The organism is Caballeronia sp. dw_19, assembly GCF_018449515.1.
In the GTDB taxonomy this organism is placed as follows: domain Bacteria; phylum Pseudomonadota; class Gammaproteobacteria; order Burkholderiales; family Burkholderiaceae; genus Caballeronia.
Window position 1 is genome coordinate 17,864 of record NZ_JAAVUQ010000040.1, and the last position, 16,186, is coordinate 34,049.

Genomic DNA, 16,186 nt, shown 5'->3' on the forward strand with positions numbered 1-16,186 from the left:
ATCTATCGGTTGCGTTTCAGAACAAGGTGAGTTGCGCGCGTCCCGGGCCGCCTTCAAGGGTCAGCAGATGTTGCTTGCGCTCGACGCCGCCCGCGTAGCCGGTCAGCTCTCCATCGGCGCCTATCACGCGATGACACGGCACGATGATCCCCACGGGATTGCGCCCGTTCGCTCCGCCCACGGCTCGCGACGCCCCCGCGGCCACGCCCATCCGGCGCGCAAGATCTCCATAGGTCCAGGAGGTGCCGAACGGGATCTCTTGCAATGCCGCCCATACACGCTGCTGGAACTCGGTGCCATTGAGCCGCAACGGTACGGAAAACACCGTGCGCTCACCGGCGAAGTACTCGGCGACCTGTTCCTTCGCCGCCATGATCGCGCGTGACTTCGGCGTTCCCGTATCGATGAGACCGGCGGGGAAGTGCTTCTGGCCGACGAAGAACAATCCCGTCAGGTAGTCGTCCTCCGCGCGATACGCGAGGTGGCCCAGCGGACTCGGTGCAATGTGGCATTCGCTCAAGATACGTCTCCGGCCAATTTTCTTAACACTCAGATGAACGGATTATCCGTCTTGCCCGCTGGCTTTGGCGGTTCATCGGCGAGTTTCACGGGTAAGCCTGCGTCATTCTGCAAGGCATCGACGATAGCGTTCACCGCCTTTTGCAGCGCGAGCGCCGTGCTCAAGCCGGTCTTGTCGCGTGCAATTTCCAGGTCGCCGGAAATGGAGAGGCGCGCGGTGTCGTTGGCTATCACGAGTGCGTCGCCGTTGATGTTGAGCGTATCGGTATCGTTGGCAAATGGCTTAAACACCTTTCAGTCCTCCAATGCGTTGGTCTTTCAGCGTGTCCGGAATGCCTGGAAATTGCAGCCCGCTCATGGCTTCAAGTTCATGGACCGTCTTGACCGTGTATTCGTTCGTCGGCGTGTTGTCGACCACCACGGCGAACGCCAGGTCGCGGCCCGGTAGATACACTACCTTATACAATTGCGTGGGCACGAGCACATGCGACTCACCAATAGTCTGCAACTGCCGTCCGGAAAACAGGGGCCCCGTGACCACGTAGGCATCGCCGGATTGCTCTACCAGCCGTCGCACGGACTGTTCTATGCGCGACCAGATGCGCCGGTTGTTCGATGGATTTTGCGGGACGACGTTCGCGAGCGAAAACGATTCCGCCATGCTTTGCTTATTCCAGCGATCACCGGCCGGGCTCATGTGGCCGCGATCGTAGCCGCTCTTCTTGTAGTCCGAGAGCGTGGCGCTGTTGCCGGGCGGCAGTTTTTTATCGACGAAAAAACGGTTGGTCCGGGTGTTGTCGCGGGCATCGTCCATGTGCTCCGCCGTCAAGTGTTCCGCCGACCACAACGGCCCGTGTGTCACGCCGGAATGCAGGACAGCGAAGTCGGAGTAACAGAGTTGCTGCGTCGAGACGCGCATCTTCGCATTGGCGACAATGGGCGCGCGGCCACCGGGGCTGAACTGGGAACAGTCGTTGGCCGCGAAGGCGTTGAGGGACAAGGTAGCGCCGAGCGCGGCCAGTAATGGTGCAACATACGGTGCAAAAAGCGTGAAGCGGATTTTCATGCGGCGTGCGGGAGTTGGGTTTCGTCGAGGCGGGAGTATAAGGCGCTGGGGACCATCACGCGACGATGAGATCGGTGGTATCGACGGTATCCATGCTGTCGGCGGCCAAGACACGCAAAACGCGCACGCGATAAAATTCCCCCGCCGTCGCCGCGCGCATGCGTGCATCGTGGGGCCGCGACGGTCCCATCCGACTTTGCTGATTTTTCCCTTGTTTTCCATTTGCGAGCTTCCGCGCCCATGACTTCGATTAGCCGCATGCTTTGTGCTGTTTTAGTTTTAGCTTTAGCCGTATCGATTGCATCGCCCGCTTTCGCCGATGAGCCCGCGTCCTCGCCATCGGTCGCTTCATCTCCGGCACCGTCCGACAACGACGGGCCTGCGTACGGCCCCGAACTCCAGGGCTTCGACTATCCATATCCGGTCGGCCGGTTCGCGATTTCATCGCAGCGGCAAATCGTACGCATGGCGTATATGGACGTCGCGCCCAAGCGTCCTAACGGACGGACCGTCGTCCTCCTGCACGGCAAGAACTTTTGCGCGGCGACGTGGAAGGAGAGCATCGACGTGCTCACCGACGCGGGGTACCGCGTGATTGCGCCGGACCAGATCGGCTTTTGCAAATCGACCAAGCCGGTGCGGTATCAGTACACGTTCCAGCAGCTGGCGCGCAATACGCACGCGTTGCTTGCGGCGCTTGGCGTGAAGAAAGCGACGCTCGTCGCGCATTCCACGGGCGGCATGATTGCGGTGCGATATGCGCTGATGTATCCGCAAGAGACCGAGCAGCTTGTGCTGGTGAATCCGATCGGGCTGGAGGACTGGAAGGCGAAGGGCGTGCCGTCCATTTCGATCGATGACTGGTACGCGCGCGAGTTGAAGACCAGCGCAGACAGCATTCGCAAATACGAGCAAGCCACGTATTACGCGGGTCACTGGGACGCACGCTACGAGCCGTGGGTGCAGATGCTGGCGGGAATGTATCGCGGGCCGGGCAAGGACGTGGTCGCCTGGAATTCGGCCTTGCTCTACGACATGATTTACACGCAGCCGGTCGTGTATGAATTCGGGCAGATCAGGACGCCGACGTTATTGCTGATCGGCGATAAGGACACAACCGCGATTGGCAAGGATCTCGCGCCGCCGGAGATCCGGCCGACGCTCGGGCGTTATCCGGAGCTGGCTAAACGCGCGGTGGAGGCGATTCCCGGTGCGAAGCTGGTCGAGTTTGCGGAGTTGGGGCATGCGCCACAGATGCAGGACCCGCGCGCGTTTCATCAGGCGTTGCTCGCCGGGCTGGCTGCGCTTGGTGAGAATGGCAATTGAGCGGACGTTGATAGAACCGCTTATAGAAACCACCGGTCAATCCCTCGTGCACACGAAACCATGAAGACGTTCCTGCTGTATGTCGTGACCGCCATCGCCGAGATAGTGGGCTGCTATTTCCCTTACCGATGGTTGAAGGAGGGCGGTTCGCCCTGGCTTCTTATCCCCGGTGCGCTGGCGCTCGCACTCTTCGCATGGTTGCTTACCCTGCATGCCAGCGCCGCCGGCCGCGTGTATGCCGCGTACGGCGGCGTGTATATCGCCGTGGCGATCATGTGGCTATGGATCGTCGAACGGATTCGCCCGACAAGCTGGGATCTTGCCGGCGTCGCGATCGCGCTGGCCGGCATGAGCGTGATCGCGTTTCAGCCGCGCGGGTGAGATCGCAGGCCGGAGCGACGCTAGGCGTCGAACCGGTCAGGCCTCCAGCGCCAGCAACGCAAACGTCGCGAGCCAGTGCTCGCCCATGTAGTCACCCGCCACATGCGCCAGGCCTTCTGCAAGGTGAGCGTTCGCTGTGGCGTCAAGCAAGCCGATACGCACGTCGCCCGCCGGCAGCCCACGTGCGAGTGAACGCTGGCACCACGCGCGGCTGAGATTCAGGCCGTCGAGGTGGGCGAGCTTGCCGTCGCTGCGATCGGTCACGGTGGCCGGCACGAACAACGTCGCGGGTTCGCTCGCATCCAACCGGGGCAGGAAGCGGTCGAACCAGCCGGCGAATTCGGCTGCGGGCAACACTCGGTGCATCAATTCAGCCTCCATCAGCGACGACGATAAAAACTCATCGCCGCCCGGTTCCCACGCCTGACAACCCGCATCGTTCAGATACCAGCGGCGCGCGGTATCGGCGATCAGCGTTTCGAACGCCGTGTCACCCACCTGACGTGCGTAACCGATAGCCAGCGTCAGCGCGAACGCCGTATTGAAATGCGTGCCCACCCGCAGCGGATACGTCAATTTCGGCAGGTACTCCGTGAAACGTTCGACAAACGCGTGCGCAAGCGGCGCCAATGCCACGGACCAGCGTTGGCCTTCTGCTGACTGCATCGAGTGAAGCTGGCCAGCAAGCGAGAGCAGCCACGCCCAGCCGTACGGACGCTCGAAACCACGTGCCTCCGGACGCTGCAAGTACGCGACTTCGGCGGCGACGTTGGTAGCGGTGAAATGCGAGTCGATCAACGCGCGAATTTCCGGTGCTTCCGGTAACGCGGGGAAGCGGTCGACGAGCCGCGCGATCAACCAGTATCCGTGCACGCACGAGTGCCAGTCGAAGCTGCCGTAGAAGATCGGATGGAGGGCGCGCGGGCCTTGTGCATCGGCGGCGCTGCCCATCACGTGGTCGAGCTTGTTCGGGTATTCGCGGGTGAGGTGGCCAAGTGCGAGCCGGGCGAATTTCGATGCCAGGGCGGCATCGAGCGTGTGCTGCGTTTGATGGGACTGCGGGTTCATGCGGTTCTCCAGAAAAACCAGGCGTCCGCAATTATGGCAAAGACTTCGGCTCAGGGGCCGCATGAATGGAGAGCCGCAACACGGTGCCAGGGCACTGTTTTCGGTTACTTAGGGTAATGAATAAATTCTTTCAATTTTGAAAATTGTAAGGTTCGTTCTGAACGTTTCATGCTTCCCATTGGCTGCAAACCGTTGATCCAATGGGAATTCAAAGCTGAAAAAGGTTTTGCGAAATTTCGCTCAATTCGTTTTCTGACAAAAACTTGTTCACCGATGTGCGGTGGGCTTCGTTGGAACGCTCAGGCAACTAACCTGGCTGGCATCGCGTCGAGTGCGGCCACGGTCCTGCGCAGTCCCTCGAAGATACGGTCCGCGACCTTGGCCGGAAAACCCTGCGGCAGCTCAGCCGACACACGCTCGATAACACCGGGCGTCTGTGCAATCAGCCGCTCGATGATCGGCTCCGCATCCTGTCCATACGAGCATCGCGGCGCCATTGCGTTGAAGTGGCGGCGCTGGATATCGCGAAAAGCGTAGTGGCGGTTCTTGCCCGACACAGCCATGGCAAGCCGGGCCCTGAACCACGACCACTGGTTCGCTCCCTTCCCCTCGACCGGCCAGATGGACATGACGTCATAAAGCGGAGTCAGTCGATACCGTCCGCCCGCGAGAAGCCGGATGCTGAAGTTCTTCGCGTGCCCGTCCGGGGCCGCCAGCAGCCAGAAGAGGATCTGCGTGGTCAGCAGCGTTTCAACGTCCTTCCTAGCCGTCTCGGACTGCTGGAGCACTTGCGCCAGATCGATCACGCCCGGGCCGCCTTCGTTCTCATACTTCTTGTGCGAGGGCAGCCCCATCACCTGGCAAAAGTCCTCTTGCGGCAACCTCAAGATCCACTTGCCGCTTGAGTGCATCTGGCGGTCGAAGCGTTTTACGCACAGCACGCGTTGCTTGCCGAAGGTCTTGATCTCCGTTTCAGCGACCGGTACGCCGTAGGCCTGCAGGAGATGCATGCACAGCCATTCGTTTTCCACCGATGTGGTGAGGTCCGCGCGCCGGTTGCCCACCAGGCCGAGTGGAAGCTTCAGGATATGCGTGGTAGGCGTGGCGCCGTGGGGTTTCATCCACTGGCCCTCGTGCCAGAGAAGCGCCGTCTTTTCCTGCGCGCCGGCGAGGGAAATCCGGAAGTCGTCTTCGTCGTCCTGGGGGCCAAAGGTGCCGCTGCCCGCAGTCTGGTTCAGGAGTGTCTCGATTTCCCCTTCACTGAGCGGGGTGCCATCGATCTGTTCGACACCGGTGGGCTGCTCGTCGATGCCCAAAAGCTGGACCGCGCCGACGCAGTCCCGGCCAATGGCCTGCAACAGATCAAATGCATCCAGCGTATCCGTCCGGAATCGCTGGCCGATTCGCTTTCGAATGGCTTCGCTGTCCGGCAGCAGGTTGTCGAAGTAGTTAAGTACGCGCTCGCCTTTGAGCGGGGCGTTATCGAGCGGGATGGGGAGCGACAGCGAAAGGGGGCGGCCAATGTCGGAGGCGGCCCACGCGGGGTCATAGGCGAGTTCCATCGGGCCGCGAGTGGGGATGCGCCAGATGCCCATCCGTACGCCGTTGACCCATACCGAGAGTGCTCGGGAATGTGGCTTGCGTCCTGCCATTACCACTCCAGCGCAGGCGCGGGGGAGGGTGGAGCGGAGGAATCCTTGTCCAGAACGAGGAGTTGCAGCTCGTATGCACCAAAAAGCGTCAGCAACTGATTGAGTGTCAGCGCGCCGGAATCGGTCTCGAGCGTTGATATGCGACTTTGGCTGATGCCAAGCCTCGCGGCCGCTTCGGCTTGGGTGAGGCCCGCGCGCCGGCGGCCAGCCGCGAGAATCTGACCCATCTGATAAGGCGTTGCGATGGTCTGTTGCATGACAATTATCTCTCACACGAATAAACGCAATTTATTCGTTTGGCAGATATTTGTCAATTATTTGTGTGGCAGATATTCGGCAATTATCTGTCACACGCATAATTGTCATTTATTCGTGTGAGAGATATTTTTCACAAGCCGCTCCGACATCGCACGATGCCGAGTGTTGAGCAGACTGAGTGGATCTAGCTTCCGCTTCCTGAGTCCTCAATTCCGCGCACTTCTTTTCACGCGGGGTTGCCCTTAAACCACGCGTTTTGTGTCGATTCTGCGGGTTTTTACCGCCTGCATAGACAAAACGCGCATTATTGAGATAACGGTAAGATTGCGGTCAGATGCCCACCTAGGCGACGCCCCTGATCACGATCCGGCTCGTCGCCGTGATGACGGGCTCGCCAGGACCTAAGCGTCAAGCGCATGTGACCCGCTGCGCGGCGTTTGCGAGTCCGTCTGCTTGGAGACTAGCCCATGGAAGATTTCGATGAAACGCTGTACCTCGTGTGGCAAGCCAACCTGAATGTGCTTGCAGGCTCGCCGGCTGGCGGCGCGAGGATTGCCCGCATGATGAGTTTTTCCCCGTCGTACATGAAACTGATCCTGGCCGGAAGGCGTGATTTCAGTGAGGAGTTCGTGCGCGGGGTGGAAACCGTCACCGGCTTGCCGCCGCGCTGGCTGGACGAGCGCCGCGACCGGCGCGACATTCCGCCCGAGACCCAGCGCGCAATGGATGAGGAAACGCCCGCTGCCGTTTTTCGCGGCAATGCGCACCCGGCGCCCAAGCGGCCCGTCCTGCGTGGGCCGGAGCCGCTCCTCTCTCAGATGGAGGCGACCCGGCGCATCGCCGACCAGGCGCTCCAGCAAGTGGAGACGCATCGGCGGGACCAGATGTTCCGGCGCAACCGCGACCTGTTATTGGCCGACCTGCGGCGCGTGGAGCGACAGCTTTCGATGGTCCAGCTCGATGGCATCAATGCGAAGGCGGAGGATTTGCGCGTGTCGGGAAAACTGGACGACCCGGTGAAGGCCGATCTTGCCGGACGGATCGAGCAGATCGACAAACACCGGGCAATGCTGATGCAGCATGTGGAGAAGCTGGCCCTGCTACTGACCGGTCTGGACGACTAGAGCGGCTAACGCGTCCGCTTGCCGTGGCTGTCGTGATCGTTGCGAGGCTTCGGCTCGGGCGCAGGTTCATGGTCGACCGAGATCGCGACCGGATCACTTGCGGGAAAACTCTCGTCCAGCGCTTCGTCCAGGGCGGCCTCGCGATGATTTGCGTCTACCGGCGCTTCCGGCTTGCTGTGCGGTGGTGTTTTCGCTTGCGGCATGGCAACGCTCCTTCAATGGACCGGCAGATTTCACTATAGCAGCGCGACGGTGTGTGCGTTGTCATGCACTGGCGTCGACGCCGGTACGCATGCCGCGATACGCCGCCGGCCGCACCCCCGTCCACTTCCTGAATGCGCGATGAAATGCGCTGGGTTCTGCGAACCCGAGCGCATGCGCGATTTCCCCGATAGTCTGCGTCGTGTCGGCAAGCCGCGCGATGGCGAGATCGCGCCGCAACGCATCGCGGATCGACTGATAGGTCTCGCCCTCTTGTTTCAGGCGGCGTCTCAACGTGGCTTCGGCCATGTTCAGCGCCGCCGCAATGCCTTCGCTATCCGGCCAGTCGATGGGCGGCGCCGACCGCAATTTGCGGCGAATCCGCGCGGCGAGCGAATCGGGATTGCGATATTTCACGATGAAATTGGCCGGCGCCTCGCGCAGGAAAACCTTCAGCGTGGCGGCCGTCTGAACAACTGGCAACATGACGCAGTCCGGCGCGAGATCGACATACGACGCGGGCTGGTCGAAGAACATTGCGTCGCAGAACATCAGCCGGTATTCGGCGGCTGCCGCCGGTTCCGGGCAGCGCAGATGCGCGGCCAGCACCGGAATGCGACGGCCGGCCAGCCAGCACAACAAACCATAGATCATGATGAACGCGGTTGCGTAAGCGAACATCGGGCGGGGTGAGCGGGTTTCAATACCGGTGTCGACGAGGCGAATTCTTACGCGCGTGGGGCCGGTGTCGATTTCGCATCGCAGGTCGTCCAGCACCAGCCGCAGGAAACCCGCGATGCGGGTCAGCGCCTGCCCAGCGTCGCGCGAACCCAGCGCCGCATGACAAAGCAGCGCGAAGCTGCCACGGCGCATCGGATGGCTGTCCTGGCCGAAGAATTCATCGTCGAGCACATCTGCGACGGCGCTCCACAAGCGGCCGTATTGCGCCGCCGATACGCGGGCGAGCGGTGCCGCGAGCGTGGCGGGGTTGATGCCCGCTCGCTCCAGTAACGCGACGCGTGCCACGCCACGACGCTCGGCGCACCGCAGTGCTTCTTCGACGAAATCTCCCGCTATGGTCCCGCGTTCGTTGCCTTGGCCACGCGGCGTCCTGGGAGCGGGCGGAGCCGCGGTCACGGCCGGCCGGGGCCGTTGAACATGCGGGTTTTTCGGTGTTGGGGTAGTCGTTGGGGTAGTCACTAGGTGGCGCATTCGCTCAGGAAGCTTGATCGTTTCAGGCATCGGCAGACGGGCGCGTCGCGCCTAGAATCTGGCGTGAGGCAATTTGCCATTCGCTTCACGCCTAAGCGCAGCAGTGTAAGCCCAGTGCGTTCCCCTGTATTTCACACGAGCCAGACCATCATGATCGACAGCTTCCTGACCGATGACCAACGCATGATCCGTGACGCCGCGCGCGATTTCGCCACCGAAGTGCTGGCGCCGCACGCGGGCCAGTGGGACCGCGATGCCGCCTTGCCGGACGACGTCGTGCGGCAACTCGGCGAGCTCGGCTTGCTTGGCATGATCGTGCCCGCGGAGTGGGGCGGTACGTTCACTGATTACGTGGCGTATGCGTTGGCTATCGAAGAAATCGCGGCGGGTTGTGCCTCGTGTTCCACGCTGATGGCCGTGCACAATTCTGTCGGCTGCGGACCGATTCTGGCGTTCGGCACTGAAGCGCAAAAAGCTGAATATCTGCCGAAACTGGCAACCGGCGAGATGATCGGCGCGTTTTGCCTGACCGAGCCGCAAGCCGGATCGGAGGCTAATAATTTGAAGACGCGCGCTATCGAACGCGACGGCCAGTGGGTGCTTTCCGGCGCGAAGCAGTTCACGACGAACGGCGCGCGCGCGGGCATGGCGATCGTGTTCGCCGTTACCGATCCGGAGCTTGGGAAAAAGGGTTTGTCGGCATTCATCGTACCGACGAATACACCGGGATTCAACGTCGGGCGGCCCGAGCACAAGATGGGCATCCGCGCCTCGGACACCTGCCCGATTTCACTCGAGGACTGTACGATTCCTGCGGCCAACTTGCTGGGGGCGCGCGGCGAAGGGTTGAAGATCGCGTTGGCTAATCTGGAGGGTGGGCGAATTGGTATCGCGGCGCAGGCAGTGGGCATTGCGCGCGCGGCCTTCGACGCAGCGCGCACTTATTCGCATGAGCGCGTGCAGTTCGGCAAGCCGATCAAGGAGCATCAGTCGGTAGCCAACCTTCTCGCCGATATGCAGACCAGCCTGAACGCGGCGCGTCTGCTTGTGTTGCACGCCGCGCGCATGCGCACCGAAGGTTTGCCGTGCCTGAGCGAAGCGTCGCAGGCGAAGCTGTTTGCGTCGGAGATGGCGGAGCGGGTTTGCTCGCAGGCTATCCAGATTCACGGCGGTTATGGGTATCTGGAAGACTATCCGGTCGAGCGTCATTATCGCGATGCTCGCATCACGCAGATCTACGAAGGCACGAGCGAAGTGCAGCGCATGGTGATCGCGCGGCAGCTTTAGAGTGCACGGAGATTCAGTGTGACGATGTCCAAACCACGCTGATCGACGTGTTCAGTTCAGACGGTTCGAAAGCGGCGAAGCCTTGTATGAAGGCTTCGCCGCTTTTTATTGCTCCCGGATAGGCTCACCGCTCGCATCCTGCAGGTTCTCACCGGTCGTCGTATTTCGATCCTGGAAAGAAAACGAATGCCCGGGGAGTCGATGATCAAATCCAGAACGAGGATATTTATAAGGATAGCTATCTATTTAACAATCGCCCGCACAATGAAAGAGGCAATCTGTTTCTCGTGATAGTCGGCGGCTGATTTCTTCAGGCTTCGTCAGGAATTGTTCAGACCAGAAGGCGGTGAGCAGGGGCACATTCATAGGTGTATACCCCAAACCTCTTGCGTTGAAGTTATCGATATACCGATAATGTTGTCATGGATGTGAAAACTGCAGTGCGCGTCTTTGACGTGATCAACCTGTTTGCCGAAGTCCGGCAGCCGATGATCTACAGCGAGATTGCGCGTCGAACCGAAATCCCTTTGTCGAGTTGTCATGCGCTTTTGCAGACGATGGTGGCGAAGGGTTATCTCTACGCGCCGGGCGTAAAAGCGGGTTATTACCCGACGCAGCGCTTGTTGCATGTCGCTCGCGACATTTGCAGCGAGGACCCGCTGACGCTGCTGTTCCAGCCGTTGCTGACAGCGTTGCGTGACGCGACGGGCGAAACAGCTGCGCTCGCGACGCTCGCGGGCACTCGGGTTGTCTATCTCGACGTCATGGAATCACGCCAGAAGATTCGCTACAGCGACGAACCTGGCGGCTTCATGTACGTCCACGCCAGCGCGGCAGGCAAGGCGCTGCTCGGCGCGTTGCCGGTGGATGCACGCCGGCGCCTGCTTGACAATTGCGAGCCGCTGAGCGCATCGACGGACGGTTCGGTGATCGATCGCGCGGCGCTGGAGGTTGAAGTGGAACAGGGCGTGACGCTTGGCTGGCATCGTTCGACCGGGGAGAACGTCGAGGACGTTGCAGGCCTGGCGAAGGGATTCTCGATCCACGGCGAAGCGTTCGCGCTTGTTATCGGCGGCCCGAAGGCGCGCTTGCTGAAGAACCAGGAGCACGCGGTCACGGCGCTCCTCGATATTTTCGACCGGATACCGCAGACGTTGATCGGCTAGCGGCTGTGATGATGTTGGTCGCGCCGACGGCTCAAGACGTCGTGCAAGGAGAAGAACATGCAGGATCAGAGGCGCTGGAAGAACCGGCCTGACGGTTCAAACTGGGGCGATTTCGGCCCCGACGATCAACTCGGACGACCGAACCTGATCACCACGGAACAAGTGCTGAAAGGTGCGCGCGAGATTCGTGCGGGCCTGAGTTTCTGCCTGTCGCTGCCGCTCGATTATCCGGGCGACAGCAAGCTGAATGTGCGTCGCCATCCTCCGGTTTTGCGGCCCACGACCAAGGATGGCCTGTCCTATGTGAACTTTCCGTTCGCGCGCCTGGAGGAGCAGGCGACCGACGTGGTCAGCGACGATCAAGTTCTGATGAGCCTGCAATATTCCACCCAATGGGACTCGCTTGCGCATGTGGGCGCGCTCTTCGACGCCGACGGCGACGGCGTGGCGGAAAGCGTCTACTACAACGGCTACAAGGCGAACACGGACATAGTCGGGCCAATGGAATACCGTCGCGACGACGCGTTTGCGCCGCACGTCTGTGGTAACGAACATAGCCACGCAGAAGCGCTCGGTATCGAAAATCTCGCAGTGAAGGGCATGCAGGGACGCGGCGTTCTTGTCGATCTCGTGGCGCATTACGGGCGCGAGCATCGTACCGTGGGTTACGACGACCTGATGTTCGCCATTGACGCAGACAAGGTACAGATCGATCGCGGCGATATGCTGCTGCTGCGCACCGGGTTCGCTGAACTGGTGCTGGAAATGAACCGTCATCCCGATGAAGCCGTGCTCAACAGTCAGTGCTGCGCACTCGACGGCCGCGACCAGCGGCTGTTGCAGTGGCTGACCGATTCGGGCATTGCCGCGCTGGTGGCGGATAACTATGCGGTCGAACGTTATCCGGCGCGTCCGGCGGAAGGTCACTATCCGCTGATGCCGCTGCATCATCATTGTTTGTTCAAGCTCGGCTTACCGCTCGGCGAGCTCTGGTATTTGCGCGATCTGGCGGCATGGTTGCGTGCCAACGCTCGTTCACACTTCATGCTCACGGCGCCGCCGCTGCGTCTGCCGGGCGCAATGGGTTCGCCCGTGACGCCGATCGCAACCGTCTGATTTCATAAAGCACACGATATGACACGAGAACGAGTTTTGATTACCGGCGGCGCGGCCGGAATCGGTGCGGCCTGCGCCGAACGCTGTGAAGCAGACGGCTTCGAAGCCGTTGTGATTGACCGGGTGGGCAGCGGGTTTATCGCTGATCTTTCGGATACCGAAGCAACCGCGAAGGCACTCGATCAGGCGCTCGCGGGAGGCCCGATCACGCGGTTGGTCAACAATGTCGGCGTGGTGGTACCGGCCGGCGCAGGTGAGCAAAGTCTCGAAGAACTCGAGCTCGCGTGGTCCCTGAACGTGCGTTGCGCCATGCAGTGCATGCAGGCGCTGCTGCCGGGCATGCAGGCCGCGGGTTTTGGCCGTATCGTGAACATGTCTTCGCGCGCGGCGCTGGGCAAGGAACTACGCACTGCATACTCGGCGACCAAGGCCGCGTTGATCGGCATGACACGCGTATGGGCCCTCGAACTCGGCCGTCATGGCATCACGGCGAACGCGATTGGCCCTGGCCCGATCCGCACTGAGCTCTTCGATCGCGCGAACCCGCCGGACAGTCCCCGTACGCGGGCGATTGTGGAAAGCGTGCCGGTGAAACGCGTGGGCACGCCGGAAGATATCGCGCATGCCGTGTCCTATTTCCTCGATGCCCGCAGCGGTTTTGTCACCGGCCAGGTGCTCTATGTATGTGGCGGAATGACGGTCGGCGTGGCGGGAGTCTGAGATGAGCACGGCTGATATCCGGCGTGTGGCGATCGTGGGGGCGGGGAGCATTGGCGTTGCGTTCGCCGTGGTGTTTGCGCGCGCGGGATGGCCCGTTCGCCTGTTCGATCCAGAGGTGTCGCGCCGCGATGCTGCACCGGGAGAGATCGGGCAGCGCCTGAATGAACTAGCGCGTTTTGGATTGCTCGACGAAGCCGCCGACACCGTGGCGGCGCGGGTCCAGATGGCAGCGTCCATAGAAATAGCGGTTGCCGACGCGGATTTCGTGCAGGAGTGCGCACCCGAGCGGGTGGACATCAAGCGCGCGCTGTTTGCGCAACTCGATGCTGCCGCGCCCGCGAAGGCGATCTTCGCCAGTGCTTCATCGGCTTTGACGGCATCAAGCTTTGTTGATGACTTGGCCGGCAGGCATCGTTGTCTGATTGCGCATCCGGGCAATCCACCCTACTTGATTCCCGTGATCGAGATTGTGCCCGCGCCTTTTACCGCGCCTGACGTCACAACACGTACGCTTCAGCTTTTCCGCGATGCCGGCCTGCGACCCGTGCTGGTATCGAAAGAAGTCGAGGGGTTCGTCTTCAACCGGCTGCAGGGAGCCGTGCTGCGCGAAGCGTATTGCCTCGTGCGCGACGGCGTTGCGACCGTCGAGGACATCGACACGGTCATGCGTGACGGCCTCGGCTTGCGGTGGTCCGTGATCGGACCATTCGAAACGGTGGACCTGAATACGCGCGGCGGCATCAGTTCGCACGCGCAGAAGATGGGGCCAGCATACGAACGGATGGGCGCGGAACGCGGCCAACACGATCCGTGGACACCGGAGCTGGTCGAGAAGGTGGCTGCGGCAAGGCGCGCAGCGGTGCCGCTTGAACAATGGGAAGAACGCGTGGCATGGCGCGACCGCGCATTGATGGCGCTGGCCCGCCACCGGCGGTTGGCGGCTTCAGGCAACGATTCCTGAGAGCCGGGCTACCGGCCTCTTTGCGGCGAGAACGTGACTAAAAATTTTGCTTAACTAAATAATACGATAGAGACATTGCAATGCAGAAAATAACGGGATTCTTCACTGAACTGATGCGCAAGTATTTGCCCGATCCGTTTGTATTTGCGATCGGGCTGACCCTTCTCACCATGGTCCTTGCCGTATTGGTGCAGGGCCAGGGCATCGTGGCGCTGACAACAAGCTGGGGCAAGGGCTTCTGGACGCTGCTCGCATTCACCACGCAAATGGCCGTGATTCTGGCGATGGGTTACGTGCTCGCGACCGCACCGCTGACTGAGCGATTCCTCGATCGCATCGTGATGCGGGTGCATGATCCGCGTATGGCGATCATTGTTGCCACGCTGGTGGGCGGCATCGGCAGTTATCTCAACTGGGGCTTCGGGCTGGTGATCGGCGGCATTGTCGCGCGCAAGCTGGCGCTCAGTGTGAAGGGCGTGCATTACCCTTTGATCATTGCGTCGGCCTATAGCGGTTTCACGCTTTACGGTCTCGGATTATCGGCAAGCATTCCCGTGCTCATCTCAACCAAAGGTCACCCGATGGAAGCGCAGATGGGCGTGATTCCGCTCTCGGAAACCATCTTTTCTCCGACCATGCTCGTGACCAGCCTGGTCGTGCTGATCACGCTGCCCTTGCTCAATGCGTGGCTGCATCCGAAGCCGGGCCAGCCTGTGACCGAGATCGACCGCACGCTCGAAGAGCGCACGCGAGCAGCCCAAGCGGCTGCTCCCGCCGACGCCGGCGACGAACACACGTTCGCCAGCCGCCTGAACAACAGCCGGTTGCTGAGCGGCTTGATTGGATTGATCGGCGTGGTCTACGTGGTGCTGTATTTCCACGGCGGCGGCACGATGGATCTGAACCTCATCAACTTCATCATCCTGTTTCTCGGCATCATCTTGCTGGGCACGCCGATCCGTTACGTCGAGAAACTCAACGAAGGCATCCGCACGATCAGCGGCATCATCCTGCAATATCCGTTTTACGCGGGCATCATGGCGATCATGGCGTCGTCGGGACTGGTCAACACGTTTTCGGAGTTCTTCGTCAAGATCGCGACGCCGCATACGTTGCCGTTCTGGGGCCTCATCAGCTCGTTCTTCATCAATTTCTTCGCACCTTCAGGCGGCGGTCACTGGGTCATCCAGGGGCCGTTCATGATCGAGGCGGCGAAGGCGATTGGCGCGTCCGTGGGGCATACGGCCACTGCGGTCATGCTCGGCAACGCCTGGAACGACCTGATCCAGCCGTTCTGGATCCTGCCGGCGCTCGCGTTGTCGAAGCTCAAGCTGAAGGACATCATGGGTTATACCGTCATCATGATGTTCTGGATCGGTATTGTTTATACCGTCGCGATTCTTTCGTGGGGCTAGGCGGTTCAATCATCTTCCGGAGGTCCGATCATGTTGTTCCTGGTTCATATGGTGGTACAGATTCCCCTCGATGCCGACACCGAGCTCATCGATAGCCTGAAGGCCGACGAGAAAGCGTTCTCGCAAAAACTGCAGCACGAAGGAAAGTGGCGTCACTTGTGGCGCGTGGCGGGGCAGTACGCGAACTACAGCGTCCTCGACGTCGGGTCCAACGACGAGCTCCATACGTTGCTTAGCTCGCTGCCGCTCTTTCCTTACATGGCGATCCAGGTCACGCCGCTTGCGCAGCATCCGTCGGCTATCGCGCAGAACTAGAACCGAGTTCGATAAAAGGAGTGTCATGGCGTTCATTATCGAAACGTGGGACAAGCCCGGTCACGCATCGGTGCGCATTCAAGAGCGCGACGTGCACCTGGCCTATCTCGAAGCGAACAAGGCACTGTTGCTTGCGTGCGGCGCGAAACTCCAGGACGACGGCAGTAACGCGGGCGGCGGCTTGTATGTAGTCGACCTCGAGACGCGTGAGGAAGTCGAACGTTTCATCGCGAACGACCCGTTCGCGCTTGCCGGTTTATTCGAGCGCGTGACGATTACACGCTGGCGCAAGGCCTATGTAGACGGCAAGGGTTATTTATAGGCCGTGCTGCATTGCTTTCATGCGGCTCGTCATGGTTCGACCCGGCAAGCAGCGTGAGGCTCGGCAAGCCAAACAAT

The 16,186-nt window shown here is 60.9% G+C and carries 19 protein-coding genes; 11 read left to right on the plus strand and 8 right to left on the minus strand.

The genetic code is table 11. From position 1 onward, the window contains the following. Positions 1-16: 16 nt before the first annotated feature. Genes HB376_RS33590 through HB376_RS33600 form a run of 3 tightly spaced genes read right to left on the minus strand, consistent with a single transcriptional unit; the run spans position 17 to position 1,585 of the window. Positions 17-520, minus strand: a complete 504-nt coding sequence (locus tag HB376_RS33590; RefSeq protein ID WP_213767967.1) for a methylated-DNA--[protein]-cysteine S-methyltransferase — start codon at positions 518-520, stop codon at positions 17-19. A gap of 29 nt (positions 521-549) precedes the next feature. Further along, positions 550-810 carry a hypothetical protein gene (locus HB376_RS33595; RefSeq protein WP_213767968.1) on the minus strand — a complete coding sequence of 87 codons (261 nt, stop codon included), beginning with the start codon at positions 808-810 and terminating at the stop codon, positions 550-552. Then, positions 803-1,585: a DNA/RNA non-specific endonuclease gene (locus tag HB376_RS33600; RefSeq protein WP_213767969.1), complete on the minus strand. Its 783-nt coding sequence runs from the start codon at positions 1,583-1,585 to the stop codon at positions 803-805. The genes HB376_RS33595 and HB376_RS33600 overlap by 8 nt, the downstream gene beginning before the upstream one ends. 240 nt (positions 1,586-1,825) lie before the next feature. On the opposite strand from HB376_RS33600, the gene HB376_RS33605 reads away from it, so the two are divergent. Beyond that, positions 1,826-2,911, plus strand: coding sequence for an alpha/beta hydrolase (locus HB376_RS33605; protein WP_255631709.1), 1,086 nt, complete (start codon positions 1,826-1,828; stop codon positions 2,909-2,911). 60 nt (positions 2,912-2,971) lie between these two features. Then, on the plus strand, positions 2,972-3,292 hold the full coding sequence (locus HB376_RS33610) for a YnfA family protein (RefSeq protein ID WP_213767970.1): 321 nt from the start codon (positions 2,972-2,974) through the stop codon (positions 3,290-3,292). 36 nt (positions 3,293-3,328) lie between these two features. On the opposite strand, the gene HB376_RS33615 is transcribed toward HB376_RS33610, so the two are convergent. The 3 genes from HB376_RS33615 to HB376_RS33625 form a co-directional block, all read right to left on the minus strand. Beyond that, complete coding sequence (locus HB376_RS33615; protein ID WP_213767971.1) at positions 3,329-4,360, minus strand: DUF2891 domain-containing protein; 1,032 nt, start codon at positions 4,358-4,360, stop codon at positions 3,329-3,331. Positions 4,361-4,659: 299 nt separating this feature from the next. Then, a complete protein-coding gene (locus HB376_RS33620; protein ID WP_213767972.1) occupies positions 4,660-6,012 on the minus strand; it encodes a type II toxin-antitoxin system HipA family toxin in 1,353 nt (450 codons plus the stop codon). Next, positions 6,012-6,269, minus strand: a complete 258-nt coding sequence (locus tag HB376_RS33625; RefSeq protein WP_213767973.1) for a helix-turn-helix transcriptional regulator — start codon at positions 6,267-6,269, stop codon at positions 6,012-6,014. The genes HB376_RS33620 and HB376_RS33625 overlap by 1 nt, the downstream gene beginning before the upstream one ends. 468 nt (positions 6,270-6,737) lie before the next feature. Here HB376_RS33625 and HB376_RS33630 point away from each other — a divergent pair, with 468 nt between their 5' ends. Continuing rightward, positions 6,738-7,394, plus strand: coding sequence for a hypothetical protein (locus HB376_RS33630; RefSeq protein WP_213767974.1), 657 nt, complete (start codon positions 6,738-6,740; stop codon positions 7,392-7,394). Between the two features lie 5 nt (positions 7,395-7,399). Here HB376_RS33630 and HB376_RS33635 read toward each other — a convergent pair whose 3' ends face one another. Both HB376_RS33635 and HB376_RS33640 read right to left on the minus strand, forming a co-directional pair. After that, a complete protein-coding gene (locus HB376_RS33635; RefSeq protein WP_213767975.1) occupies positions 7,400-7,597 on the minus strand; it encodes a hypothetical protein in 198 nt (65 codons plus the stop codon). Positions 7,598-7,658: 61 nt separating this feature from the next. Beyond that, the gene (locus tag HB376_RS33640) at positions 7,659-8,732 is read right to left on the minus strand and encodes an AraC family transcriptional regulator (protein ID WP_346730631.1); all 1,074 of its coding nucleotides are present in this window, start codon (positions 8,730-8,732) and stop codon (positions 7,659-7,661) included. Positions 8,733-8,960: 228 nt separating this feature from the next. Between HB376_RS33640 and HB376_RS33645 the strand changes: the two genes are divergently transcribed. The 8 genes from HB376_RS33645 to HB376_RS33680 all read left to right on the plus strand — a co-directional run bounded on the left by HB376_RS33645 (position 8,961) and on the right by HB376_RS33680 (position 16,109). Then, complete coding sequence (locus tag HB376_RS33645) at positions 8,961-10,094, plus strand: acyl-CoA dehydrogenase family protein (RefSeq protein WP_213768032.1); 1,134 nt, start codon at positions 8,961-8,963, stop codon at positions 10,092-10,094. A gap of 422 nt (positions 10,095-10,516) precedes the next feature. Beyond that, positions 10,517-11,260, plus strand: coding sequence for an IclR family transcriptional regulator (locus HB376_RS33650; RefSeq protein ID WP_213767977.1), 744 nt, complete (start codon positions 10,517-10,519; stop codon positions 11,258-11,260). 57 nt (positions 11,261-11,317) lie between these two features. After that, entirely contained in the window at positions 11,318-12,376 is a 1,059-nt protein-coding gene (locus HB376_RS33655; protein ID WP_213767978.1) for a cyclase family protein, read from the plus strand. A gap of 18 nt (positions 12,377-12,394) precedes the next feature. Then, the gene (locus HB376_RS33660; protein ID WP_213767979.1) at positions 12,395-13,096 is read left to right on the plus strand and encodes an SDR family oxidoreductase; all 702 of its coding nucleotides are present in this window, start codon (positions 12,395-12,397) and stop codon (positions 13,094-13,096) included. A 1-nt stretch (position 13,097) separates the two neighbouring features. After that, a complete protein-coding gene (locus HB376_RS33665) occupies positions 13,098-14,057 on the plus strand; it encodes a 3-hydroxyacyl-CoA dehydrogenase (protein ID WP_213767980.1) in 960 nt (319 codons plus the stop codon). Positions 14,058-14,137: 80 nt separating this feature from the next. Beyond that, on the plus strand, positions 14,138-15,472 hold the full coding sequence (locus HB376_RS33670; RefSeq protein WP_213767981.1) for a TIGR00366 family protein: 1,335 nt from the start codon (positions 14,138-14,140) through the stop codon (positions 15,470-15,472). A 30-nt stretch (positions 15,473-15,502) separates the two neighbouring features. Continuing rightward, complete coding sequence (gene catC, locus HB376_RS33675; protein WP_213767982.1) at positions 15,503-15,787, plus strand: muconolactone Delta-isomerase; 285 nt, start codon at positions 15,503-15,505, stop codon at positions 15,785-15,787. Positions 15,788-15,812: 25 nt separating this feature from the next. Further along, positions 15,813-16,109, plus strand: a complete 297-nt coding sequence (locus HB376_RS33680; protein ID WP_213767983.1) for a YciI family protein — start codon at positions 15,813-15,815, stop codon at positions 16,107-16,109. The last annotated feature ends 77 nt before the right edge of the window (positions 16,110-16,186 follow it).

Coding starts and splice junctions, on each gene's coding strand:
- HB376_RS33600 (WP_213767969.1), bottom strand. CDS start 1,585: ATGAAAATCCGCTTCACGCTTTTTGCACCGTATGTTGCACCATTACTG.
- HB376_RS33605 (WP_255631709.1), top strand. CDS start 1,826: ATGACTTCGATTAGCCGCATGCTTTGTGCTGTTTTAGTTTTAGCTTTA.
- HB376_RS33610 (WP_213767970.1), top strand. CDS start 2,972: ATGAAGACGTTCCTGCTGTATGTCGTGACCGCCATCGCCGAGATAGTG.
- HB376_RS33615 (WP_213767971.1), bottom strand. CDS start 4,360: ATGAACCCGCAGTCCCATCAAACGCAGCACACGCTCGATGCCGCCCTG.
- HB376_RS33620 (WP_213767972.1), bottom strand. CDS start 6,012: ATGGCAGGACGCAAGCCACATTCCCGAGCACTCTCGGTATGGGTCAAC.
- HB376_RS33625 (WP_213767973.1), bottom strand. CDS start 6,269: ATGCAACAGACCATCGCAACGCCTTATCAGATGGGTCAGATTCTCGCG.
- HB376_RS33630 (WP_213767974.1), top strand. CDS start 6,738: ATGGAAGATTTCGATGAAACGCTGTACCTCGTGTGGCAAGCCAACCTG.
- HB376_RS33635 (WP_213767975.1), bottom strand. CDS start 7,597: ATGCCGCAAGCGAAAACACCACCGCACAGCAAGCCGGAAGCGCCGGTA.
- HB376_RS33650 (WP_213767977.1), top strand. CDS start 10,517: ATGGATGTGAAAACTGCAGTGCGCGTCTTTGACGTGATCAACCTGTTT.
- HB376_RS33655 (WP_213767978.1), top strand. CDS start 11,318: ATGCAGGATCAGAGGCGCTGGAAGAACCGGCCTGACGGTTCAAACTGG.
- HB376_RS33660 (WP_213767979.1), top strand. CDS start 12,395: ATGACACGAGAACGAGTTTTGATTACCGGCGGCGCGGCCGGAATCGGT.
- HB376_RS33665 (WP_213767980.1), top strand. CDS start 13,098: ATGAGCACGGCTGATATCCGGCGTGTGGCGATCGTGGGGGCGGGGAGC.
- HB376_RS33670 (WP_213767981.1), top strand. CDS start 14,138: ATGCAGAAAATAACGGGATTCTTCACTGAACTGATGCGCAAGTATTTG.
- catC (WP_213767982.1), top strand. CDS start 15,503: ATGTTGTTCCTGGTTCATATGGTGGTACAGATTCCCCTCGATGCCGAC.
- HB376_RS33680 (WP_213767983.1), top strand. CDS start 15,813: ATGGCGTTCATTATCGAAACGTGGGACAAGCCCGGTCACGCATCGGTG.